The organism is Thermus thermamylovorans, assembly GCF_004307015.1.
In the GTDB taxonomy this organism is placed as follows: domain Bacteria; phylum Deinococcota; class Deinococci; order Deinococcales; family Thermaceae; genus Thermus; species Thermus thermamylovorans.
On the sequence record NZ_SIJL01000003.1, the window covers coordinates 160519 to 181232 of the forward strand.

The 20714-nt window shown below is 70.4% G+C and carries 17 protein-coding genes; 11 read left to right on the top strand and 6 right to left on the bottom strand.

Going from position 1 to position 20714, the window contains the following annotated elements; genetic code table 11:
* The first annotated feature begins 58 nt into the window (after positions 1 to 58).
* Both eno and pyk read left to right on the top strand, forming a co-directional pair.
* Complete coding sequence (eno, locus tag ETP66_RS03835; RefSeq protein ID WP_130840771.1) at positions 59 to 1327, top strand: phosphopyruvate hydratase; 1269 nt, start codon at positions 59 to 61, stop codon at positions 1325 to 1327.
* Positions 1314 to 2738: a pyruvate kinase gene (pyk, locus tag ETP66_RS03840; RefSeq protein ID WP_130840773.1), complete on the top strand. Its 1425-nt coding sequence runs from the start codon at positions 1314 to 1316 to the stop codon at positions 2736 to 2738. Before eno ends, pyk begins: the two co-directional genes overlap by 14 nt.
* 365 nt (positions 2739 to 3103) lie before the next feature.
* Here pyk and ETP66_RS03845 read toward each other — a convergent pair whose 3' ends face one another.
* The 5 genes from ETP66_RS03845 to ETP66_RS03865 all read right to left on the bottom strand — a co-directional run bounded on the left by ETP66_RS03845 (position 3104) and on the right by ETP66_RS03865 (position 7906).
* Positions 3104 to 3559 (bottom strand): c-type cytochrome, encoded by a 456-nt coding sequence (locus tag ETP66_RS03845; RefSeq protein ID WP_130840775.1) that lies wholly within the window; start codon positions 3557 to 3559, stop codon positions 3104 to 3106.
* A 9-nt stretch (positions 3560 to 3568) separates the two neighbouring features.
* Complete coding sequence (locus tag ETP66_RS03850; protein WP_130840776.1) at positions 3569 to 4654, bottom strand: radical SAM protein; 1086 nt, start codon at positions 4652 to 4654, stop codon at positions 3569 to 3571.
* 151 nt (positions 4655 to 4805) lie between these two features.
* Positions 4806 to 5420 (bottom strand): MBL fold metallo-hydrolase, encoded by a 615-nt coding sequence (locus ETP66_RS03855; protein ID WP_130840778.1) that lies wholly within the window; start codon positions 5418 to 5420, stop codon positions 4806 to 4808.
* Entirely contained in the window at positions 5407 to 7254 is a 1848-nt protein-coding gene (gene dxs / locus ETP66_RS03860; RefSeq protein WP_130840780.1) for a 1-deoxy-D-xylulose-5-phosphate synthase, read from the bottom strand. The genes ETP66_RS03855 and dxs overlap by 14 nt, the downstream gene beginning before the upstream one ends.
* 7 nt (positions 7255 to 7261) lie before the next feature.
* Positions 7262 to 7906, bottom strand: coding sequence for a hypothetical protein (locus ETP66_RS03865; RefSeq protein ID WP_130840782.1), 645 nt, complete (start codon positions 7904 to 7906; stop codon positions 7262 to 7264).
* Positions 7907 to 8170: 264 nt separating this feature from the next.
* On the opposite strand from ETP66_RS03865, the gene ETP66_RS03870 reads away from it, so the two are divergent.
* Positions 8171 to 8926: a hypothetical protein gene (locus tag ETP66_RS03870; RefSeq protein ID WP_130840784.1), complete on the top strand. Its 756-nt coding sequence runs from the start codon at positions 8171 to 8173 to the stop codon at positions 8924 to 8926.
* Positions 8923 to 9561, top strand: coding sequence for an outer membrane lipoprotein carrier protein LolA (locus tag ETP66_RS03875; protein WP_130840785.1), 639 nt, complete (start codon positions 8923 to 8925; stop codon positions 9559 to 9561). The genes ETP66_RS03870 and ETP66_RS03875 overlap by 4 nt, the downstream gene beginning before the upstream one ends.
* On the opposite strand, the gene cysK is transcribed toward ETP66_RS03875, so the two are convergent.
* Positions 9558 to 10472 carry a cysteine synthase A gene (gene cysK / locus ETP66_RS03880; protein ID WP_130840787.1) on the bottom strand — a complete coding sequence of 305 codons (915 nt, stop codon included), beginning with the start codon at positions 10470 to 10472 and terminating at the stop codon, positions 9558 to 9560. The two genes, ETP66_RS03875 and cysK, sit on opposite strands and share 4 nt — an antisense overlap.
* A gap of 90 nt (positions 10473 to 10562) precedes the next feature.
* Between cysK and ETP66_RS03885 the strand changes: the two genes are divergently transcribed.
* The 7 genes from ETP66_RS03885 (at position 10563) to ETP66_RS03915 (ending at position 20692) form a co-directional block, all read left to right on the top strand.
* Positions 10563 to 10838 (top strand): hypothetical protein, encoded by a 276-nt coding sequence (locus ETP66_RS03885; RefSeq protein ID WP_130840789.1) that lies wholly within the window; start codon positions 10563 to 10565, stop codon positions 10836 to 10838.
* Between the two features lie 215 nt (positions 10839 to 11053).
* Positions 11054 to 11521 (top strand): FKBP-type peptidyl-prolyl cis-trans isomerase, encoded by a 468-nt coding sequence (locus ETP66_RS03890; protein WP_130840791.1) that lies wholly within the window; start codon positions 11054 to 11056, stop codon positions 11519 to 11521.
* 382 nt (positions 11522 to 11903) lie between these two features.
* Positions 11904 to 14603 (top strand): S-layer homology domain-containing protein, encoded by a 2700-nt coding sequence (locus ETP66_RS03895; RefSeq protein ID WP_130840793.1) that lies wholly within the window; start codon positions 11904 to 11906, stop codon positions 14601 to 14603.
* Between the two features lie 79 nt (positions 14604 to 14682).
* Positions 14683 to 16677 carry an excinuclease ABC subunit UvrB gene (uvrB, locus tag ETP66_RS03900; protein ID WP_130840795.1) on the top strand — a complete coding sequence of 665 codons (1995 nt, stop codon included), beginning with the start codon at positions 14683 to 14685 and terminating at the stop codon, positions 16675 to 16677.
* A 30-nt stretch (positions 16678 to 16707) separates the two neighbouring features.
* A complete protein-coding gene (gene thrS / locus ETP66_RS03905; protein ID WP_130840797.1) occupies positions 16708 to 18687 on the top strand; it encodes a threonine--tRNA ligase in 1980 nt (659 codons plus the stop codon).
* Complete coding sequence (locus ETP66_RS03910; protein ID WP_130840799.1) at positions 18687 to 19478, top strand: PaaX family transcriptional regulator C-terminal domain-containing protein; 792 nt, start codon at positions 18687 to 18689, stop codon at positions 19476 to 19478. The genes thrS and ETP66_RS03910 overlap by 1 nt, the downstream gene beginning before the upstream one ends.
* Complete coding sequence (locus ETP66_RS03915) at positions 19475 to 20692, top strand: ABC transporter substrate-binding protein (protein WP_130840801.1); 1218 nt, start codon at positions 19475 to 19477, stop codon at positions 20690 to 20692. The genes ETP66_RS03910 and ETP66_RS03915 overlap by 4 nt, the downstream gene beginning before the upstream one ends.
* Positions 20693 to 20714: the final 22 nt, after the last annotated feature.

Here is a 20714-nt window from a genome sequence, read left to right on the forward strand (position 1 = left end):
GGTAGGGGAGCGTGAAGCGCTTCCACGCCGGGGTGTTCCCGGCCCGAAGGAGGGACCCATGACCGCGATCGTCGGCGTTCGAGCCAGGGAAGTGCTGGATTCCCGGGGCTTTCCCACGGTAGAGGCGGAGGTGGAGCTGGAAGGCGGGGCCAAGGGCAGGGCCATGGTGCCCTCGGGGGCTTCCACCGGCACCCACGAGGCCCTGGAGCTCCGGGACGGAGGCAGGCGCTACCTGGGCAAGGGGGTGCGCCGGGCGGTGGAGAGCGTCAACGAGCGGATCGCCCCCGAACTCGTCGGCCGGGATGCCCTGGACCAGGAGGGGGTGGACCGGGCCATGCGGGAGCTGGACGGCACCTCCAACAAGTCCAACCTGGGGGCCAACGCCATCCTGGCGGTCTCCCTGGCCACGGCCCGGGCGGCGGCGGAGGCCCTGGGGCTTCCCCTCTACCGCTACCTGGGTGGGGTCCAGGGGGTGGTCCTGCCTGTGCCCCTCATGAACGTGATCAACGGGGGAAAGCACGCGGACAACCGGGTGGACTTCCAGGAGTTCATGCTGGTGCCCGCGGGAGCGGAAAGCTTTTCCGAGGCCCTGCGCGTCGGGGCCGAGGTCTTTCACGCCCTCAAGGGGGTGCTGAAGGAGCGGGGCTACAGCACCAACGTGGGGGACGAGGGGGGGTTTGCCCCCGACCTCAGGAGCAACGAGGAAGCGGTGGAGCTCCTCCTCCTGGCCATCGAGCGGGCGGGGTACACCCCGGGGCGGGAGGTCTCCTTGGCCCTCGACCCTGCCGCCAGCGAGCTCTACCGGGAGGGGAGGTACCACCTGGAGGGGGAGGGGAGGGTCCTCTCCCCGGAGGAGATGGTGGAGTTCTGGGCCTCCTGGGTGGAGAAGTACCCCATCCGCTCCCTCGAGGACGGCCTGGCCGAGGACGACTGGGAGGGGTGGCGGCTCCTTACCGAGCGCTTGGGCGGCAGGGTCCAGCTGGTGGGGGATGACCTTTTCGTCACCAATCCGGACAGGCTTCGCCAGGGGATCGGGCAGGGGGTGGCCAACGCCGTCCTGGTCAAGCCCAACCAGATCGGCACCCTTTCGGAGACCCTGGAGGCCATCCGGCTGGCCCAGCGCTCCGGGTACCGGGCGGTGATCAGCCACCGCTCTGGGGAAACCGAGGATCCCTTCATCGCTGACCTGGCGGTGGCGGTGAATGCGGGCCAGATCAAGACCGGCTCCCTCTCCCGCTCGGACCGCCTGGCCAAGTACAACCAGCTCCTGCGCATCGAGGAGGAGCTGGGGCCGGCGGCCCGTTTCCTGGGGTATGCTGCCTTTTAAGCGCACCAAGATCGTGGCCACCTTAGGCCCTGCCTCCAGCAGCAAGGAGGCCATCCGGGCCCTGGCGGAGGCGGGGGCGGAGGTCTTCCGCCTCAACTTCAGCCACGGCACCCCGGAGGACCACCGCGAGCGGGTGGCCCGGGTGCGGGAGGTGGAGGCGGAGCTGGGCGTCACCCTAGGGATCCTGCAGGACCTCCAGGGACCCAAGATCCGCGTAGGCCGTTTCCGCGAGGGGCGGGCGGAGCTCAAGCCGGGCCGTCCCTTCGTCCTCACCCGGGCTGCCGTGGAGGGGGACGAGGCAAGGGTCTCCCTCACCTACCCCAGGCTGCCGGAGGACGTGGTCCCCGGGCAGGCCCTCCTGCTGGACGACGGGCGCATCCGCCTGCGGGTGGAGGGGGTCCGGGGGGACGAGATCCACACCGTGGTGGAGGTGGGGGGCGTCCTTTCCAACGGCAAGGGGATCAACGTGCCCGGGGCCGACCTCTCCATCTCCGCCCTTTCGGAGAAGGACATCCAGGACCTGGCCCTGGGGGTGGAGCTGGGGGTGGACTGGGTGGCGGTCTCCTTCGTGCGCACCCGGGACGACCTGCTCCTGGCCCGGCACTACCTGGCCCGCTACGGTTCCCAGGCTCGGCTCATGGCCAAGATCGAGAAGCCCTCGGCCGTGGCCCGCTTCGAGGAGATCCTGGAGGAGGCCGACGGCATCATGGTGGCCCGGGGGGATCTGGGGGTGGAGATGCCCCTGGAGGAGGTGCCCATCGTGCAAAAGCGCCTCATTCTCCGGTGCATCGCCGCTGGGAAGCCGGTGATCACCGCCACCCAGATGCTGGAGTCCATGGTGCAAAACCCAAGCCCCACCCGGGCCGAGGCCTCCGACGTGGCCAACGCCATCTTCGACGGCACCGACGCGGTGATGCTCTCCGCGGAAACCGCCATCGGGGCCTATCCGGTGGAGGCCGTGGCCATGATGACCAAGATCGCCCGGGCGGTGGAGGCTTCCCCGGAGTTCTCGCAGAGGCTGGGCGTGCTGCGCCCCTCTCCCACCCCCACCACCCAGGACGCCATCGCCCAGGCGGCGGACGACGTCGTGGAGGCGGTGGGGGCCCAGGCTATCGTGGTCTTCACCGCCACCGGGGGCTCGGCCCGGCGCATCGCCCGCACCCGCCCCCGGGTGCCGGTCCTGGCCCTCACCCCTAACCCGGAGGTGCAACGCCAGCTGACCCTGGTCTGGGGGGTTCTGCCCCGCCTGGCCCCCGACCCCCAGGACACCGACGACATGGTGCGCATCGCCCTGCGGGAGGTCAAGGCCTCGGGGCTGGCCCAGGTGGGGGAGAGGGTGGTGATCGCCGCCGGGGTGCCCTTCGGGGTGCGGGGGACCACCAACCTCCTCCGGGTGGAGCGGGTGAGCTGAGGCCACCTGGCCTCGTTGGCGGCCCTTTGGGCCGCCTCGCGCGCGGAGCCTCGGCGGTTCCACGCCACCCTATGCGGGCGGAGTTCACGCGGGGGCCCCGCTGAAGGGGCGGGCGCAGCCCCCGGGGAAAGGAGGGGAAGGGTTTATGGGGAAAAGGGTACCGCCCTCTGCGGACGAGGTCCCGCGCGGGGGGATCCGGCGCGGGCGCGCCCGCGGTCTCCGGTGGGGGAAGGAAGCCGGGGGTTTGGTGGAGAAGGGCACGGCTTCCCTGTAGGTGTCGGGAGAAATTTCCGGGATGCCTTCCCGGGGAAATGGGTTTTCCCAGGGCCCTAGGGCCCTGGGAGGGAGGGAGCATGCCCGGTCCCTCAGGGGACCGGGGGACGGGACCTTAGCACCTCCTGAGGGGAGAGGGCCTCCCCCCTCAGGGCCTGGACCTCCTCGGGGGTGAAGGGGGCGGCCTCAGCCCCCAGCAGGGCGAGGACGTGGTTGAGGGCGGCCGCCAACTCGGCGTCCCTCAGCCGGGAAAACCCCGGCATGGGCACCCGGTAGGCGGTCCCCTCCACCACCAACCCCCCCGGAAGCCCCCGGAGCACGCTCTGCACCAGGTAGGCCCGCCCTTCCGGACTGGCGGCCAGAAACCCTACCTCCGACAAGGGGGGGTAGATCCCGGCCACCCCTTCCCCGGAGGGCCCGTGGCAGGCTTGGCAATGGCGGGCGTAGGCCGCCGCTTCCCCCCCTCCTCTAGGGGGGGAGAGGCGGGCGGCGAGGAGGGCCAGCGCCGCCAGCAGGAGAAGGAGGCCCAGGAGAAAGGGGGGGCGCATACCCTAAGGCTACGCCAGGCCGGGTGCTGGTCCCAGGGACAGGCGTCCCGGGCGCTGGGGCTGGTAAGCGCACCGGGGGTCCTGGGCCAGGTGATCCCCCGTCTCCGCCCAGGCCCGGGCCCGGCTTCCCCCGCAAAGCTCCCGGTACTCGCAGACCCCGCACTTGCCCTTTAGCAGGGCCCTGTTGCGGAGCTCCAAGAACAGGGGGCTATTTCGGTAAATGTCCAGAAGGGGCCTCTCCCGCACGTTCCCCGCGGAAAGGGGCAGGAAGCCCGAGGGGTAGACCTCCCCGGTGGCGGAGACGAAGGCGAAGCCGTAGCCGTCCGAGAGGTGTACCCCCCGGCCTTCCCCCACCAGGGCTCCGTCCTCTCCACCCCCTCGCCGCCTTTCCAGGACCACCCGGCGGAACATGGGGGCCTCCACCGTCCGCACCCGAAAGGGGTAGCGGCGGGATAGATCGTAGAGAAGGTGCATCGCCTCCTCGTACTCCTCCGGGGAGAGCTGCTCCAGGAGGGCTCCCCGGCCCACGGGCACCAGGAAGAAGACCTCCCAGGTGGCCACGCGCTTTTGGCCCAGGACCTCGGCGATGCCGGGGAGCTCCTTGGCCGTGCGCCGGGTGACGGTGGTGTTCACCTGGGTCAGGAGGCCCACCTCCTGGGCCCAGTCCAAAGCCTCTAGGGCCAGGGCGAAGGTGCCCGGCACCCCGCGGAAGCCGTCGTGGGCCTCGGGGGTGGCCCCGTCCAGGGAGAGGGCCATCTGGTGCACGCCGAGCTCCCGGAAGCGGACCACCACCTCCCGGGTGAGCCTGGGGGTCACCGCGGGGGTGAGGCCCACCCTGATCCCCAGGCGCCAGGCCTCTTCCAGGAGGAGGAAGAGGTCGGGCCGGGCCAGGGGGTCGCCCCCGGTGGGGAGGAGGATGGGCTTGGGGGTGTAGGTGGCGAGCTCCCGGAGGAGGGCCAGCCCCTCCTCGGTGGTGAGCTCCCCCGGCAGGGGGTCGGGCACCGCCGAGGCCCGGCAGTGTTGGCAGGCAAGGAGGCAGGCCCGGGTCATCTCCCAGGCCACCAGGAGGGGAAAGCGGTGGAGGTCGGGCTTCATGCCCTCAGGATGCGGCCTCGAGGCAAGGGCAAATGTCCTGGGGCTGAGGAGGGGCAGTCTCCTACCGCCCCCGACGGCCTTCGCCCGCGTGGGGGCCCCGGCGGCCTGCTGGGGCGCGGCCTCGGCTTCGGGGATAGGGGGAGGGGTTCGATCACGTCCCCAACTTGCGCACGAGGGCCTCCACCTCCGCCCGGGAGAGGGGCTTCCCGTGGCCCACGTAGACCCTTTCGGCTCCCAGGTCCAGGATCCTGCGGGCTGTCTTCCGGGCCAGGGCGTGGTCCTCGTTGATCCACCGGGGAGGGAGCCCCCGGCCCCGGAGGGCGTCCCCGGCGATCAGGACCCCTTCCCGGAGGAGGCCCACCTGGCCCAGGGTGTGGCCGGGAAGGGCCACCACCCGCCAGCCCAAGACCGCCTCCCCTTCCTCCACCGGCCTTAAGGCCTCCCGGGGCAGGGGCGGGGCCAGGTTGGCCAGGATGCGCCCCAGGAGGGGGATGGGGAGGGGTGGCCGGGGCCTTTCCCGGGTCAGGTAGGGCCACTCCCGGGGATGGGCCAGGACGGGAAGGCCGAACCTTTCCCAAAGGGCCCGCGCCCCGCCGCTGTGGTCGGTGTGGTGATGGGTGAGGAAAAGGAGCCTAGGGGGTTCCCGGAGGAGCCTCAGGAGCCTTCCCGCCTCCCAGGGAAGCCCGGCGTCCACCAGAAAGTAGCCCTCCCCTGTCGGCACCCGGTAGAGGTTGGCGGCGAAGGGCAGGGCCTCAGGCCCGTTCATAGGCGGGATGGAGGCCCATCTCCCGGAGGGCCTTCCGGATGCCCTCCGCGTCGATTCCCGCCTGGCGGTGGAGACTGGGGATGGTGCCGTGCTCGAAGAAGCGGTCGGGGAGGGCCAAAATCCGCACCTCCGGCCTCGAGCCCATCTCGTTCAGGGCCTCCAGGACCGCGCTCCCAAATCCCCCCATCCCCTGGTGGTCCTCCACGGTAAGGAGCTTGTAGCGGGCGAGGCTCCTTAGCATCTCCTTGTCCAGGGGCTTGAGGAACCGGGCGTTCACCACACCCACCCTGGGGTCATTCCCGGCAGCCTCCAAGGCGTACCTCAGGGTCTTGCCGAAGGCCAGGATGTAGGCCTCCGTCCCCTCCTTCAAGACCTCCCAGCGGCCCCACTCGATCTCGGGCCATACCCCTTCGGGGGCCCGTTCCACGTTGTCCCGGGGGTAGCGGATGGCCACCGGGCCTCCCACCTCCAGGGCCTTCCGCAGCATGGCCCGGAGTTCCAAGGCGTCCTTGGGGGCGGCGATCTGGAAGTTGGGGACCGTGCGCAGATAGGCGATGTCGAAGACCCCGTGGTGGGTGGCCCCGTCTGCCCCCACGATCCCCGCCCGGTCGATGGCGAAGACCACGGGCAGGTTCTCGATGGCCACGTCGTGGATGGCCTGGTCGTAGGCCCGCTGCAGGAAGGTGGAGTAGATGGCCACGATGGGCTTGAGGCCCCTCAGGGCCATCCCTGCTGCCGTGGTCACCGCCACGTCCTCGCAGATGCCCACGTCCAGGTAGCGCTCGGGGTGCTCCAGGGAGTAGCGCACCAGCCCCGAGCCCTCCCGCATGGCCGGCGTGAGGACGAAGAGCCGCGGCTCCAGGTGGGCGAGCTCCGTCACCGCGTCCCCAAAGGCCTGGCTCCAGGAGTAGCCCTTGGCGACCTTCTCCGGCCGCTCGGGGTTGAAGCCGGGAGGCCCGTGCCAGTAGATGGGGTCGGCCTCGGCCACCTTGTAGCCCTTGCCCTTTTGGGTCACCACGTGGAGCAGGGTGGGACCGTCCAACTCCTTGAGGTGCTCCAGGGTGTGGACGAGGCCCTTCAGGTCGTGCCCGTCCACGGGGCCCACGTAGCGGAGGCCCCAGGCGTAGAAGGGGTTCTCCTGGTGCAGGAGGAGCTTGGCCGCCTCCTTGGCCCGGTCCACCAGGCCGAAGAGCTTGGGGGATATGTGCTCCAGGATCTGCCGTCCCAGCTTCTCCGCGTCCTGGACCCACTTCCGGATCTGGAGCTCCTTGAAGTACTTGTTGAGGGCCCCCACGTTTTCCGAGATGCTCATCTCGTTGTCGTTGAGGACGATGAGCATCCTCTTGCCCAGCTCTCCGATCTTGTTGAGGGCGGCCAGGGCCATCCCCCCCGTGAGGGCCCCGTCCCCGATCACCGCCACCACGTGGTAGCTCTCCCCCCGGAGGTCCCGGGCGATGGTCATCCCCAGGGCGTGGGCCAAGGAGGTGCTGGCGTGGCCCACGGTGATGGCGTCGTGCTCCGACTCCGAGACCTTGGTGAAGCCGGAAAGCCCGCCTTCCTGCCGCAGGGTGTGAAAGCGGTCCTTGCGGCCCGTGACCAGCTTGTGGGCGTAGGCCTGGTGGCCCACGTCGAAGAGGAGGCGGTCCCTGGGGGACTCGAAGACCCGGTGGAGGGCCAGGATGAGCTCCACCGCCCCCAGGGAGCTCGCCAGGTGGCCGCCGTTTTGCGCCGTGACCCGGATGATCTCGCTGCGGATCTCCTCCGCCAGCTGGAGGAGCTCCTCCAGGCTCAGGGCCTTCAGGTCCTCGGGGCTGTTTACCCTGTTCAGCACCATAGCCACCTCACCGGAAGTTGCGTTCCACCAGGATGCGCCCCTCCCGGGTGCGCACCTCCCCCACCCGGGGGCTGAACCAGACCTCGTAGGCGGTCTGCCCGGCCTGGTCCTGGTAGGTCTGGCGGATGCGGAAGACCCGGAAGGTTCCGGCGGGCAGGCGCACCTCCCGCTCCTCCAGGACCTCCATGGCGTAGCTCAGCATCCCCCGGGCCAGGGTCTCCCGTCCCCCCGGGGTGAGGAGCTCCACCCGGCCCTCCACCGTCCCGCCCCAGCGGTGCCCTGGGGCGAGGAGGGCCTCCGGGGGGTACTCCAGGATGGGGGGGAGGAAGACCACCCGGGCCGAGGGATCCTGGAAGCCCAGAAGCCGTACGCCGAAGGCCCCCACCTGGCGGTAGTAGATCCGGTCCTCCCCGCGGCCGAAGCTGCGGAAGCGCAGGGCCTCCTGCCCCTCGTAGAGGGCTGGACCCTCCACCCGCACCCGGTAGGGTAGGGCGGTGAGGGCCTCCCCCTCGGGCAGGTAGGTCCACTCCACCCCGGTGGTGGCCGGGTAGAACCCCACCCCCTCCAGGAGGGGCCGGGCCTCCGGGGCCTGGGTCACCTGGGGAGCGCAGGCGGCGAGGACCAGGGAGAGGACCATGAGGTACCGCTTCATGGTACGGAGTTTACCCCCTTGGGTCCCGTAAGCCGGGCAACACTTGCCGGGTTCGGCTCCGCGCGGGCCAGGCCCCAGCCCCTCGCCCGGGAGCCCGGTTGAGGGGAGGGGTTCCTGCGGGTAGCCTGGGGAGCGGGGGGCCTGGGCGCCCCGCCGTGGCCGGCGCTCCGAAGGGTTCCCCAAGGGGGACCGGGCGCGGGCGCCTTTCCCTTGGCTGGGCGAGGGAGCCTTCGGCCCACGGCCTCCCGGAGAGCAGGTGGTGGCGTGAAGCGGACGTGGGCGCTGGCCATCCTCCTAGGCCTGGCCTCCGGCCTGGCCCAAGGCCGGCTGGAGGCGGGGGCCTACGGGGCCCCCGGAACCCTGTTTCCCACCCTCGAGGCGGCCCTAACCCTGGAAGGCGACGAGGCCTTCTTCCGCCTCCAGGGGGGGCGGGGGGCTTTGGGCCTCGCTTCCGGGGTGGCCCTGGGGCCTTTGGGCTACCTGGGCTACGGGTTCCAGGTGGAGCTGGGGGAGGGGGGGATGGGGGGGGTGGTCTTCGCTGAGGGGGGCGCGGGGCCATTCGCCCTCCAGGGAAGGCTCGGCTACCGCCCGAGGAGGGCCCCGCCCCTCTTCCCGGAGGAGGGCCCCTTCGGCCGACTTTCCCTGCGCTACCGCCTGGCGCCCAGGGAAGCGGTGGGCCTCCTTCTGGAAGGGGGAGAGGCCGCCCGGGTCGAGGCCACCTACGCCCGGAGGGCGGGGGCCACCTACACCCTGGGGGCCGGGCTGGCGGGTCCTCCCTACCTGGTCCTGGGCTACCGGGGGGAGGTGGGGGAGGGGATGGACGTTTTGGACCTCGCTTTGCGTCTTGGGGGGTTGAACCGCCTGGAGGCGGGGCTTTACTTAGGGGAGGCTAGCCTCCTCCTCACCCTTTCTTACCCCTTTGCGGGTAGCCTCCTCCTGTGGCTCGGGGACCTGGGCCTGGAGGTGGGCCACCGGGAGGCCCCCTACGCCTGGGTCCGGTACGCCTGGAGGTGGCCGTGAGGAAACCCGCTTTTGGCTTGGCTCTTCTTTTGGCCTTGGCCCTGGCCCAGTCCGCGGGGGAAATCCTGGACCGCGTGGCCAGGAACCTGCAGGACCCTTGGCAGGCCACCCTACAGGGCACCTTCCAGGGGCCCATGGGTCGGGAGGAGCTCCGCGTGCGCGTCCTCGCCATCCCCCGGGAGAACCTCTTCCGCCTGGAGTTCCAGCGCCCGGGCTCCCTGGAGGGGAACTTCACCGTCATCACCGAGCGGGAGGTCTGGAACTACCTCTACCTCACCAACCAGCTCATCGTCACCCCCAAGGAGCGGGCCCAGGTGCAGGGCCTGGGCCTGAGCCCCCAGGCCTTGGTGGACCCGGGGGCCCTCCTGGAAAGGGTGGGCTTCCGCCTCCTGGGGGAGGAGCGCCTGCCCGAAGGGGTGGCCTGGCGGCTTCTGGGCCAGGCCAAGGAGGGGCAGGGGTTCGCCACCCTGGAGCTCTACGTCCTCAAGGCCGACCCTCGCCCCCTGCGCCTGGTCTTCCGGGACGAGGCGGGGGTGGTCCTGGCGGACCTTGGCGTGGCGGAGTTCCGCAGGGCTTCCTTAAGGCCTCAGGACCTCAGGCGCTACCCCCGGGACGCCCAGGTGATCCGGCGCTAATCCTCCGCGTACAGGGCCGTGGAGAGGTACTTCCAACCCCCGTCGGGGCTGATGCAGGCCACCCGCCTTCCGGGGCCAAGCTCCTGCGCCACCCGGAGCGCCGCCCAGATGATCCCTCCCGAGCTCATCCCCAGGAAGAGCCCCTCCTCCCGGGCGAGCCTGCGGGCTAGGGGAAAGGCCTCCTCTTCCCAGACCTGGATCACCCCGTCCAGGAGGCCTAGGTCCAGGTTCTCGGGGATGAAGCCCGGGCCCATCCCCTGGAACCCGTGCTGGCCCATCTTCCCGCCGGAGAGGACGTTGGAGCGGGCGGGCTCCACCGCGTAGACCTTCACCTGGGGGAGGCGCTCTTTCAGGTAGCGGCCCACCCCGGTGATCGTCCCCCCGGTGCCCGAGCCGTAGACGAAGGCGTCCACGCGCCCCTCCAGGGCGGCTAAAAGCTCGGGCCCCGTGGTCTCGTAATGGGCGCGGACGTTGGCGGGGTTGGCGAACTGGTCGGGCATGAAGGCCCCAAGCGCCTCCTTGAGCCTCAGGGCCTCCTCCCGGGCGGCCAGCATCCTGCGGGCGGGGTCGGTGAGGACGAGCTCCGCGCCAAAGGCCCTGAGCACCCGCTTCCGCTCCTCCGACATCTGCGCGGGCATGGTGAGGATGAGGCGGTAGCCCCGGCTGGCGGCGATCATGGCCAGGCCGATGCCGGTGTTGCCGCTGGTGGGTTCCACGATGACCTGGCCCGAGCCGGGGCGCAGGAGGCCCCTTTCCTCGGCGTCCTTGACCATGTACCAGGCGGGGCGGTCCTTGATGGAGCCCCCGGGGTTGAGGCCCTCCAGCTTCACCCAGACCTCGGCCATGCCGGGCTCCACCACCCGCGTGAGGCGCACCACCGGGGTTTGGCCGATGACCTTTTCCACCCCCATAGGCCCACTATAAGGAGGCGGCCTGGGGCCTCAGTGTGCCCTAGGGCCCCTGGGCAACCGGCCCTTTCCTCCCCTGCGGGGGGCGGTCCGTTGCCTGGCCCTTGGGGCTTCCTCCTGGGGTTAGCCCTTCTGGCCTTGGCCTTCTCTCCCGAGCGGGCAAGGGCCGACGTGGAGGCCCTAGCCGGGGTCTGGGGAGCCCCCTGGAGGTGGGGGGCCGTCCGGGCCCTTCTGGGAAGCCCAGAAGCCCGCCTCGAGGGCCCCATGGTGGCGGTGCCGGGCCCAGGCCTGCCGGAAGGCTACAAGGGCCTCACCGTCCAGGGGGTCTTCCTGGAGGTGCGCACCCGGACCGAGGAGATCTGGGGGTAGAACGTCCTCGCCCGCCTCCCCGGTCCCTCCCTGCCCCGGGTCCTCACCTTCCTGGAGCTGGCCCGCGCTTTGGTCCCCCTGCCCGGGGACCGGGAAAAGCCTGCTGGGCTCCTCCTCCGGGCGCCGCCCCGGGTCCCCCTTGGGGGTGGGTGCCACGCCCCCGCCTCCTCTCTGCTAAGCTGGGGAAAGCAAGCCTGGCTTGCGAAAGGACGAACATGAAGGTGCAACAGGACAAGGTGGTGACCATCCGCTACACCCTCCAGGTGGAGGGGGAGGTCTTGGACCAGGGGGAGCTTTCCTACCTGCACGGGCGCGGCAACCTGATCCGGGGCCTCGAGGAGGCGCTGGAAGGCCGCGAGGAAGGGGAGAGCTTCCAGGCCCGGGTGCCCGCGGAGAAGGCCTACGGCCCCCACGACCCCGAAGGGGTGCAGGTGGTGCCCCTCTCCGCCTTCCCCCAGGGGGCCGAGGTGGTCCCCGGGGCCCAGTTCTACGCCCAGGACCTGGAGGGAAACCCCATGCCCCTCACCGTGGTGGAGGTCTTTGGGGAGGAGGTCACCGTGGACTTCAACCACCCTCTGGCGGGCAAGGACCTGGACTTCGCCGTGGAGGTGGTGCGGGTGCGCCAGGCCAGCCCGGAGGAGCTCCTCCACGGCCACGCCCACGAGGGCGGCCATCCCCACTGAGGCTCCCCGGCTCCTGGGCTTGAGGCCCCCAGGGCGGGGTCTCCCTGCCCGCGCCGCCCCCTGGGGAGGTGGAGGGGCCTCTGGCGCTTTCCCTCGGCGGGCGCGGGGTCTTCAGGGTTCCCCATGGGGTGTTGGCGGGGGCAGGGCGTTTGTCCATAGGGACTTCGGAATACAGGAAAGACGCGGGCCTCCGCGCCCATGGGGTCTTGACAAGTTCCAGGTGAGCCTTTTATGATACCCGCGGATGCGGGGAAAGCCTGGCCTCTAAGGCGCTAGGCTATCCGTGCGTCCTGGGGAAGGCGGCTGGGGGAGGAAACGCGGCAACTCACCTTGGGCCCCCTTACCCCAAAAGAAAAGACCCTAGAAGGGGGTGTAAAGGCGTATGAAGAAAAGGCTCGTCATGCTGCTGGCAGGGCTACTGACCGTGCTCTCCATGGGCTTCGGTCTAGCCCAGTTTGCCGACGTGCCCGCCGGCCACTGGGCCCGGGAGGCGGTGGAGGCCCTGGCGGCCCGGGGCATCATCATCGGCTTCCCCGACGGCACCTTCCGGGGCAACGAGAACCTCACCCGCTACCAGGCAGCCCTCATCATCTACCGCCTCCTGCAGCAGATCGAGGAGGAGCTCCAGGCTGCGGGCGTTTCCCCCACCCTCGAGGCCCTCTCCCCCGAGGAGCTGGAGGCGGTGCGGAACGCTGTGCAGGAGCTGGCGGCGGAGCTGGCCGCCCTGGGGGTGCGGGTCTCGGCCCTGGAGGACAGCGTGGCCACCAAGGAGGACATCGCCCGCCTGGAGGCCCTCATCGAGGAGCTCAGGGCCCAGCCCATGCCTGAGCCCGGCATGGACCCCGCCGCCCTGCAGGACCTCGCCGACCGGGTGGAGGCCGCCTCCATCGCTGCGGACACCGCCCTGGCCCAGGCCCAGCAGCTCGCGGAGCAGCTGGAAGCCCTGGCCGAGGAGCTGGAAGGGGTCAGGGGCGATGTGGCCGCCCTCCGCACCCAGGTGGAGGCCAACGCCCAGGCCATCGAGGCCCTGAACGAGCTGGCCGTCCTCCTGAACCAGGATGTCCTCTCCCTGCAGGACCGGGTCACCGCCCTGGAGAAGGCCCTGGCCGAGGCGCCGGAGATCGACTTGGAGGCCTTCGCCACCCGGGAGGACCTGGCCGCGGTGCAGGAGTTCACCGCCGCCCTCCGCTCCGACCTGGTGAACCTCTCCGAGAAGGTGACGGCCCTCGAGGGGCGGGTGGCCGAGCTCGCCCGGGTGCAGTACACCATCTCCGGTAGCCTCACGGCCACCTTTGGCACCGTGGTGCTTACGCCGCCCGCTGCCGCTCCCTTTGACATCGACCGCCTCTTCGCCACCCCCTTCAGCACGGGGGTGTTCGGTGCTAGCCAGGTGGCCTCCAGCGTGCAGCTGGCCGACGTGGCCACCCGCAACCTCACCGGCGGTATCGCTACCCTTACCTTCGGGGTCAGGAACACCGCCCCCGCGGCCACGGGGGTGGCGGTCAGCGAGGCCAGCGCCACTCTCTGGTTTGGCATCTACGGAACCACTTTTGTAGCATCCCCAGACCCTCGTGCCCGTATTGACGCGGTCAGCGTACGGGGAACTGTGGACGGCCAGGCCTTCACCGTGGCCTACAGCCGCGCCGCCAGCTCCTTCCGCTTCAACGACTACCTCTTCGTGAACAACGACCCCGCGGTGGGTGACCCCCGCCAGGGCGTGGTGGCCACCTTCACCGGGAGCAAGCTTCCCCTCACTCCCTCGGTCACCGTGGTGGCCGGGGTGAGCGATGGGGCCAACAGTCTCGTCAACAACTACTTCGGCATCCGCGGGGCCATCAAGCCCTTCGAGGGGTTGGACCTGGCCCTGAGCTACGCTGTCACCAACCCCAACTTTGTAGCCCGCTCCGCCTTGGGGCTGGATGGCGGTCTAAGGGTCGGGGACTTCACCGTGAGGGGTCTCTTCGTCACCTCCAAGACCGCTGTGGGCACCACCTTCCAGGACTACTTTGATCCCGCGGTGGCCGACTGGGCCTACTACGTGCGGGGCGAGGCCAAGGTGGGCCCCCTCAGCCTGAGCGCCAACTACCGGGCCATCGACCCTGACTACGCGAACGGCGTGGCAGGCATGTCGGAGGCCCACCGGGCCTACTACGGGGGTGTGCAGGGCTTCCAGTCCCCTGCTCCTTACCCGGCTGACGAGCGCGGCCTAGGTGTCAACCTCTCCGCCGCCCTGGGTCCGGTGGCCGTGGAGGCCTACGGCGACAGCTACAACACCTACAACGCGCCTCCGGGCAACTTCACCACCGATCTGGGCGTCGCTGGCCGCATCGCCCTCTTCTCCGGCTTCAGCCTGCGGGTGGCCTACGACACCAGCTACGGCAGCGGGGCCAACTACTTTGACCTGACCACCCAGATCCCCTCCAACGTCACCGGAGTCACGGGTGTAACCGCCACGCTCCGCCACGACGGGGCGGCCCGCGATGCTCTGGTGAAGGACCTCAACCTCACCCTCCAGGGCCGGTACGATACCCTGACCCCGGGCAACCCCTTTGGCCTGGCAGTCTTTGGCGACTACAAGCTGGCCCTTGGTCCTCTCAGCCTGGACCGGATCGTCTTCCGTTACAACGACCCCAACCTGAGCGTTTCCAATAACGAGACCCTCAAGGGCGGGGTGCAGGCCTCCGCGGACCTGGGCGCCCTGGGCCTGCCCTTCAAGCCCCGGGTCCTTGGGGAGGTGGTGGGGCGGCGCACCGAGGCTGGCGGCGGTGCCTTGGTTACCGAGCTGAAGTGGGGTCTGGGCCTGGCCCTAGGCGAGTTCCTCTTCCCGGGCTCCAGCCTCGAGGCCCGCTACGCCCAGTACCGGGCGGGCAACGTGGCCAGCGTGACCACGGGCGCCTTTGACCAGGCCTTCTCGCCTGCCCACGATCAGCTTTACTCCGGCTCTGGCGGTACCAGCGGCAGCCTGGCTGGCTTCAACGTCACCTGGCGCTACTACGACTTCCGCGCGGACTACGGCGAGTACCTGAGGGATACCGGCGACCACGCCCGCACCTTCCGCGTGACCTACACCGTGCGCTTCTAGGCCGGAGGGCCGGGAGGGCCCCCGCCCAACAGGGCGGGGGCCCTTTTTTCCGCCCCCCAGGCCCCCTAGACTGGGAGGGATGACCTTCCGCTACCTTGGCCCCGAGCCCAGGGGGGACCAGCCCAAGGCCACCCGCGAACTGGTGGAGGCCCTGAGGGATGGAGAGCGCTTCGTCACCCTCCTGGGGGCCACGGGGACGGGGAAGACGGTGACCATGGCCAAGGCCATCGAGGCCCTGGGGCGGCCCGCCCTGGTCCTGGCCCCCAACAAGATCCTGGCGGCGCAGCTGGCCGCGGAGTTCCGGGAGCTCTTCCCGGAAAACGCCGTGGAGTACTTCATCAGCTACTACGACTACTACCAGCCCGAGGCCTACGTGCCGGGGAAGGACCTCTACATCGAGAAGGACGCCAGCATCAACCCGGAGATCGAGCGCCTCCGCCACTCCACCACCCGTAGCCTCCTCACCCGGCGGGACGTGGTCGTGGTGGCCTCGGTTTCCGCCATCTACGGCCTGGGGGACCCCCGGGAGTACCGGCAGAGGAACCTGGTGGTGGAAAGGGGCATGATCTACCCCCGGGAGGCCCTCCTGGAGCGCCTTTTGGAGCTGGGCTACGAGCGCAACGACATCGACCTCACCCCGGGCCGCTTCCGGGCCAAGGGGGAGGTGCTGGAAATCTTCCCCGCCTACGACACCGAGCCCATCCGGGTGGAGCTCTTCGGGGACGAGGTGGAGCGCATCCTGCAGGTGCACCCCATCACCGGGGAGAGGCTTAGGGAGCTTCCCGGCTTCGTGCTCTTTCCCGCCACCCACTACCTTTCCCCGGAGGGGCTGGAGGAGATCCTGAAGGAGATCGAGAAAGAGCTATGGGAACGGGTCCGTTACTTTGAGGAAAGGGGGGAGGTGCTCTACGCCCAGCGCCTCGAGGAGCGCACCCTCTACGACCTGGAGATGCTCCGGGTTATGGGCACCTGCCCGGGGGTGGAGAACTACGCCCGCTACTTCACGGGCAAGGCCCCGGGGGAGCCTCCCTACACCCTCCTGGACTACTTCCCCGAGGACTTCCTGGTCTTCCTGGACGAGTCCCACGTGACCGTGCCCCAGCTCCAGGGCATGTACCGGGGGGACTACGCGCGCAAGAAGACCCTGGTGGACTATGGCTTCCGCCTGCCCAGCGCCCTGGACAACCGCCCCTTGCGCTTCGAGGAGTTTTTGGAGCGGGTTTCCCAGGTGGTCTTCGTCTCCGCCACCCCGGGGCCCTTTGAGCTTGCGCATTCGGGGCGCATCGTGGAGCAGATCATCCGCCCCACGGGCCTCCTGGACCCCCTGGTGCGGGTGAAGCCCACGGCGAACCAGATTCTGGACCTCATGGAGGGGATAAGGGAGCGGGCGAAACGGGGGGAAAGGACCCTGGTCACGGTGCTCACGGTGCGGATGGCGGAGGAGCTCACCGCCTTCTTGCAGGAGCACGGGGTGCGGGCCCGCTACCTGCACCACGAGCTGGACGCCTTCGAGCGCCAGGCCCTGGTCCGGGACCTGCGCCTGGGGCACTTCGACGCCCTGGTGGGGATCAACCTCCTCCGGGAGGGGCTGGACCTCCCCGAGGTTTCCCTGGTGGCCATCCTGGACGCGGACAAGACGGGCTTCCTCAGGAGCGAGCGGAGCCTCATCCAGACCATCGGCCGGGCGGCGAGGAACGCCAGGGGGGAGGTCTGGCTTTACGCGGATGGGGTTTCCGAGGCCATGGAGCGGGCCATCCGGGAGACGAACCGGAGGAGGGCCCTGCAGGAGGCCTACAACCGGGAGTACGGCATCGTCCCGGAGACGGTGCGGAAGGAGGTCAGGGCCATCATCCGCCCCGAGGGGTACGAGGAAGCCCCCCTGCCCGAGCCCGCCAGCGAGGACCTCAAGGAGCGGATCGCCGAGCTGGAGCTGGCCATGTGGCAGGCGGCGGAGGCCTTGGACTTCGAGCGGGCGGCGCGGCTCAGGGACGAGCTCAGGGCCCTCGAGGCCCGCCTGCAGGGGCTGAAGGCCCCCGAGCCCCTCCCCGGGGCGAGGCGGCGGAGGCGGCGGTAACCCCCTCGTCCACCGGGTATAGTGGAGCCCATGGTGGTCTACCTGCCGGACGGCAAGCCGCTGGAGGTGGGGGAGGGGGCCACCGCCTGGGATGTGGTCCGGGCCCTCGAGCCCGCCCTGGCCCCGCGGGCGGTGGGGGCCCTGGTGGAGGGGGAGCTCTACGACCTCCTGAGGCCCCTCCCCCCGGGGGCCCGGGTGCGCCTCCTCACGGAGGAGGACCCCGAGTACCAGCTCCTCTTCCGCCACACCCTGGCCCACGTCTTGGCCCAGGCGGTGAGGGAACACTTCGCCGAGAAGGGCTACGACCCGGAAAGCGTGAGGCTGGGCGTGGGCCCGGTGATCGAGAAGGGCTTCTACTACGATATCGATCCCCCCGAGCCCCTCTCCGACGAGGACCTGCCCGCCATCGAGGCGAGGATGCGGGCCATCCTGCAAAAGGACCTCCCCTTGCGGCGCTTCGTCCTCCCGCGGGAGGAGGCCCTGGCCCGCTACCAGGGCAAGGACCCCTACAAGACCGAGCTCATCCTGGACCTGCCCGAGGGGGAGGAGGTGAGCTTCTACCAGCAGGGGGACGAGGCCTACGGCTTCACCGACCTCTGCCGCGGGCCCCACGTGCCCTCCACGGGCCGCATCCCCCCCCATTTCCGGCTCACCCACGTGGCCGGGGCCTACTGGCGGGGGGACGAACGGCGGCCCATGCTCCAGCGGGTCTACGGGGTGGCCTTCCGCACCGCCGAGGAGCTTAAGGAATACCTCTGGCAGCTGGAGGAGGCCAAGCGGCGCGACCACCGCCGCCTGGGGCGGGAGCTGGAGCTGTTCCTCATCGACCCCGTGGTGGGCAAGGGCCTGGTGCTCTGGCTCCCCAAGGGGAACGTGATCCGGGAGGAGCTCATCGCCTTCATGCGGGAGGAGCAGGTGAGGCGGGGCTACCAGCTGGTCACCACCCCCCACATCGGCGGCCTGGAGCTCTACCGGACCAGCGGCCACTACCCCTACTACGCGGAAAGCCAGTTCCCCCCCATAAGCTTTAAGGAGCGGGGGGAGGAGGAAGAATACCTCCTCAAGCCCATGAACTGCCCCCACCACGTCCGCATCTACGCCCACAAGCGCCGCTCCTACCGCGAGCTGCCCCTGAGGCTCGCCGAGTTCGGCACCGTCTACCGCTACGAGAAGGCGGGGGAGCTTCTGGGCCTCACCCGGGTGCGGGGCTTCACCCAGGACGACGCCCACCTCTTCTGCACCCCGGAGCAAGTGAAGGCGGAGTTCTTGGGGGTCCTGGACCTGGTGCTGAAGGTCTTCGCCACCTTGGGCCTCAAGGACTTCCGCGCCCGCATCGGCACCCGGGACCCCAAAAGCGACAAGTACGTGGGGGACGAAGCCAAGTGGACCTTGGCGGAAAGGCAGATCGAGGAGGCCGCCCTGGAGGCCGGCCTCCACTACACCCTGGAGGCGGGGGATGCCGCCTTCTACGGCCCCAAGCTGGACTTCGTGGTCAAGGACGCCCTGGGCAGGGAGTGGCAGCTCGGCACCATCCAGGTGGACTACAACCTCCCCGAGCGCTTCGGCCTCACCTACGTGGGGCCGGACGGGGAGGAGCACCGCCCGGTGATGATCCACCGCGCCCCCTTCGGCTCCCTGGAGCGCTTTATCGGCATCCTCATCGAGCACTTCGCCGGGGACTTCCCCCTGTGGCTCGCCCCGGTGCAGGTGGTGGTGGTGCCGGTTTCGGAAAAACAGGAGGACTACGCCCAGGAGGTGGTCTTTAGGCTCAAGGAGGCGGGCCTCAGGGCCGAGGCCGACCTCCGCCCCGAGCGCATGCAGGCCCGGATCCGGGACGCGGAGGTGCAGAAGGTGCCCTACGTCCTGGTGGTGGGGGAGAGGGAAAGGGCCGAGGGCACGGTGAGCGTGCGCAGGCGGCACCGCGGGAACCTGGGGGCCATGCCCCTGGCCAGCTTCCTCGAGGCCGCCCTTAGGGAATACAGGGAGCGCCTTTTGGAACCCTCCTTCTGATGCGCGCCAGGTCCACCATCTTCACCCTGTTTGTGGAATACATCTACCCGGAAAGGCGGGCCCGGGTGCGGGACCTCGTCGCCATGATGGAGGCCCTGGGCTTCTCCGAGGCGGCGGTGCGGGCCGCCCTCTCCCGGAGCGCCCGCCGGGGCTGGGTGCTGCCCCAGAGGGAGGGGCGGGTGGCGTTCTACGCCCTCTCCGACCGGGTCTATTGGCAGGTGCGCCAGGTGCGCAGGCGCCTGTACGAGGCCCCGGCCCCCTGGGACGGCCGCTTCACCCTGGTCCTGCCGGAGGGGCCCAGGGAAAGGGGCGAGCGGGAGCGCTTCCGGCGGGAGATGGCCCTCCTGGGCTACGGCAGCCTGCAAAGCGGGGTCTACCTGGGGGCGGGGGTGGACCTCGAGGCCACCCGGGAGCTGCTCGCCTTCTACGGCCTTCCCGCCCAGCTTTTCCGGGGGGAGCACCTGGGGAGCCGGGAGGAACTCCTCCGGGCCTTCCCCCTGGAGCGGGCCGAGGTGCACTACCGCAGGCTCTTCCCCCACGAGGCGCCGGAGGGGCCCGAGGAGGCCTTCCGCGCCCTCACCCGTCTGGTGCACGAGATGCGCAAGGTGCTCTTTCTGGACCCCCTTCTGCCCCCGGAGCTCCTCCCCCCGGGCTTCCTGAGCCCAGGGATCTGGCGGGGCTTCCTGGAGGCCCGGGCGGCCCTTTACGGGAGGGCCCTGCCCTTCCTTAAGGCCCTTGACCTTTCCCTCCCCGGTTTCTCATCCCCTGTTAAGGTAACCTCAGGGACATGAGGGCCCTCCTCTCCCTGGCGGTGGCCGGGGCCCGCTCCCTGGCCCTCCTGGCCTTCCTCCCCCTGGCCCAGGCCCAGGTGGCCATCCCCTTCTGGCACACCGCCGGCCCCCCGGGGAACGCCGTTTTGGAGGAGGCCATAAGGAGCTTCAACGGGTCCCAGCGGGCTTACCGGATCGAGGCCCGTTACGTGGGGGATTACCGGGAAGCCGGGGTGAAGCTCCTCGCTGCCCTCCGGGCCGGGGGAGCCCCCGTCCTCTTCCACGGGGAGCTCTCCTTCCTGCCCCGCCTGGCCCAGGAGGGGGCGGCCCTCTCCCTGGACCCCTACCTGCAGGGGGTGCCCCCGGACCTCTACCCGGAGATGCTGCGCACGATCCAGGTCCGGGGGCAGACCTTCGGCCTCCCCTTGGGGCTTTCCGTGCCCGCCCTCTACTACAACCGGGACGCCTTCCGGGCTCGAGGCCTCCGCCCCCCCCGCACCTGGCCGGAGCTGGAGGAGGCGGCGGGAAGGCTCACGGGCCGCACCACCAAGGGCCTGGTGCTGGCCACGGACATCTGGACCTTCAACGCCCTCGTGATGAGCCTGGGGGGGAGCCTGGTGAGGGACGGCCTGCCCGCCTTCACCTCCAAGGAGGCGGTGGAGGCCCTGGAGATGCTCCACCGCATGGTGCAAAGGGGGCACGCCCAGGCCCGGAACCTGGCGGAAGCCCCTTTCGCCGTGGCCGACTTCCTGCGCACCAAGGCCCTCATGGGCGTCGGGCCCACCACCGCCCTCCCCGTGGTCCTCGCCCAGACCTCCTTGCCCTTCCAGGTGGGCATGGCCCCCCTGCCCCGGCGGGAAGGGGGGGCGGTGCCCCTCTCGGGGGCGGCCCTCGCCGTCCTGCGGGGGGCAAGCCCGGAGCAGGCCCGGGGGGCGGTGGCCTTCTGGCTCCACTTCCTGGAGCCCAAGAGGCAGGCGGAGTGGGTGCGCGCCACCTGGTACCTGCCCCTCCGCAAGGAGGCGGAGCGGGAGCTCGGGGACTTCCTGCTGGACCCCGAGCGGCGGGGGGTCTTCGCCCAGGCCCAGGCGGGCCGCCCCTGGAGCCAGGACCCGGAGATGGTCCTGTGGTACGGCTTCCTGGAGGAGGCCCTGGAGCGGAGCCTCAAGGGGGGGATGCGCCCCCAGCAGGCCCTGGAGGAGGCCCAGCGCAAGGCCTTGGCGGTGGAGCGGCGCTGACCCCCTTCTGACAGGCCCGGTG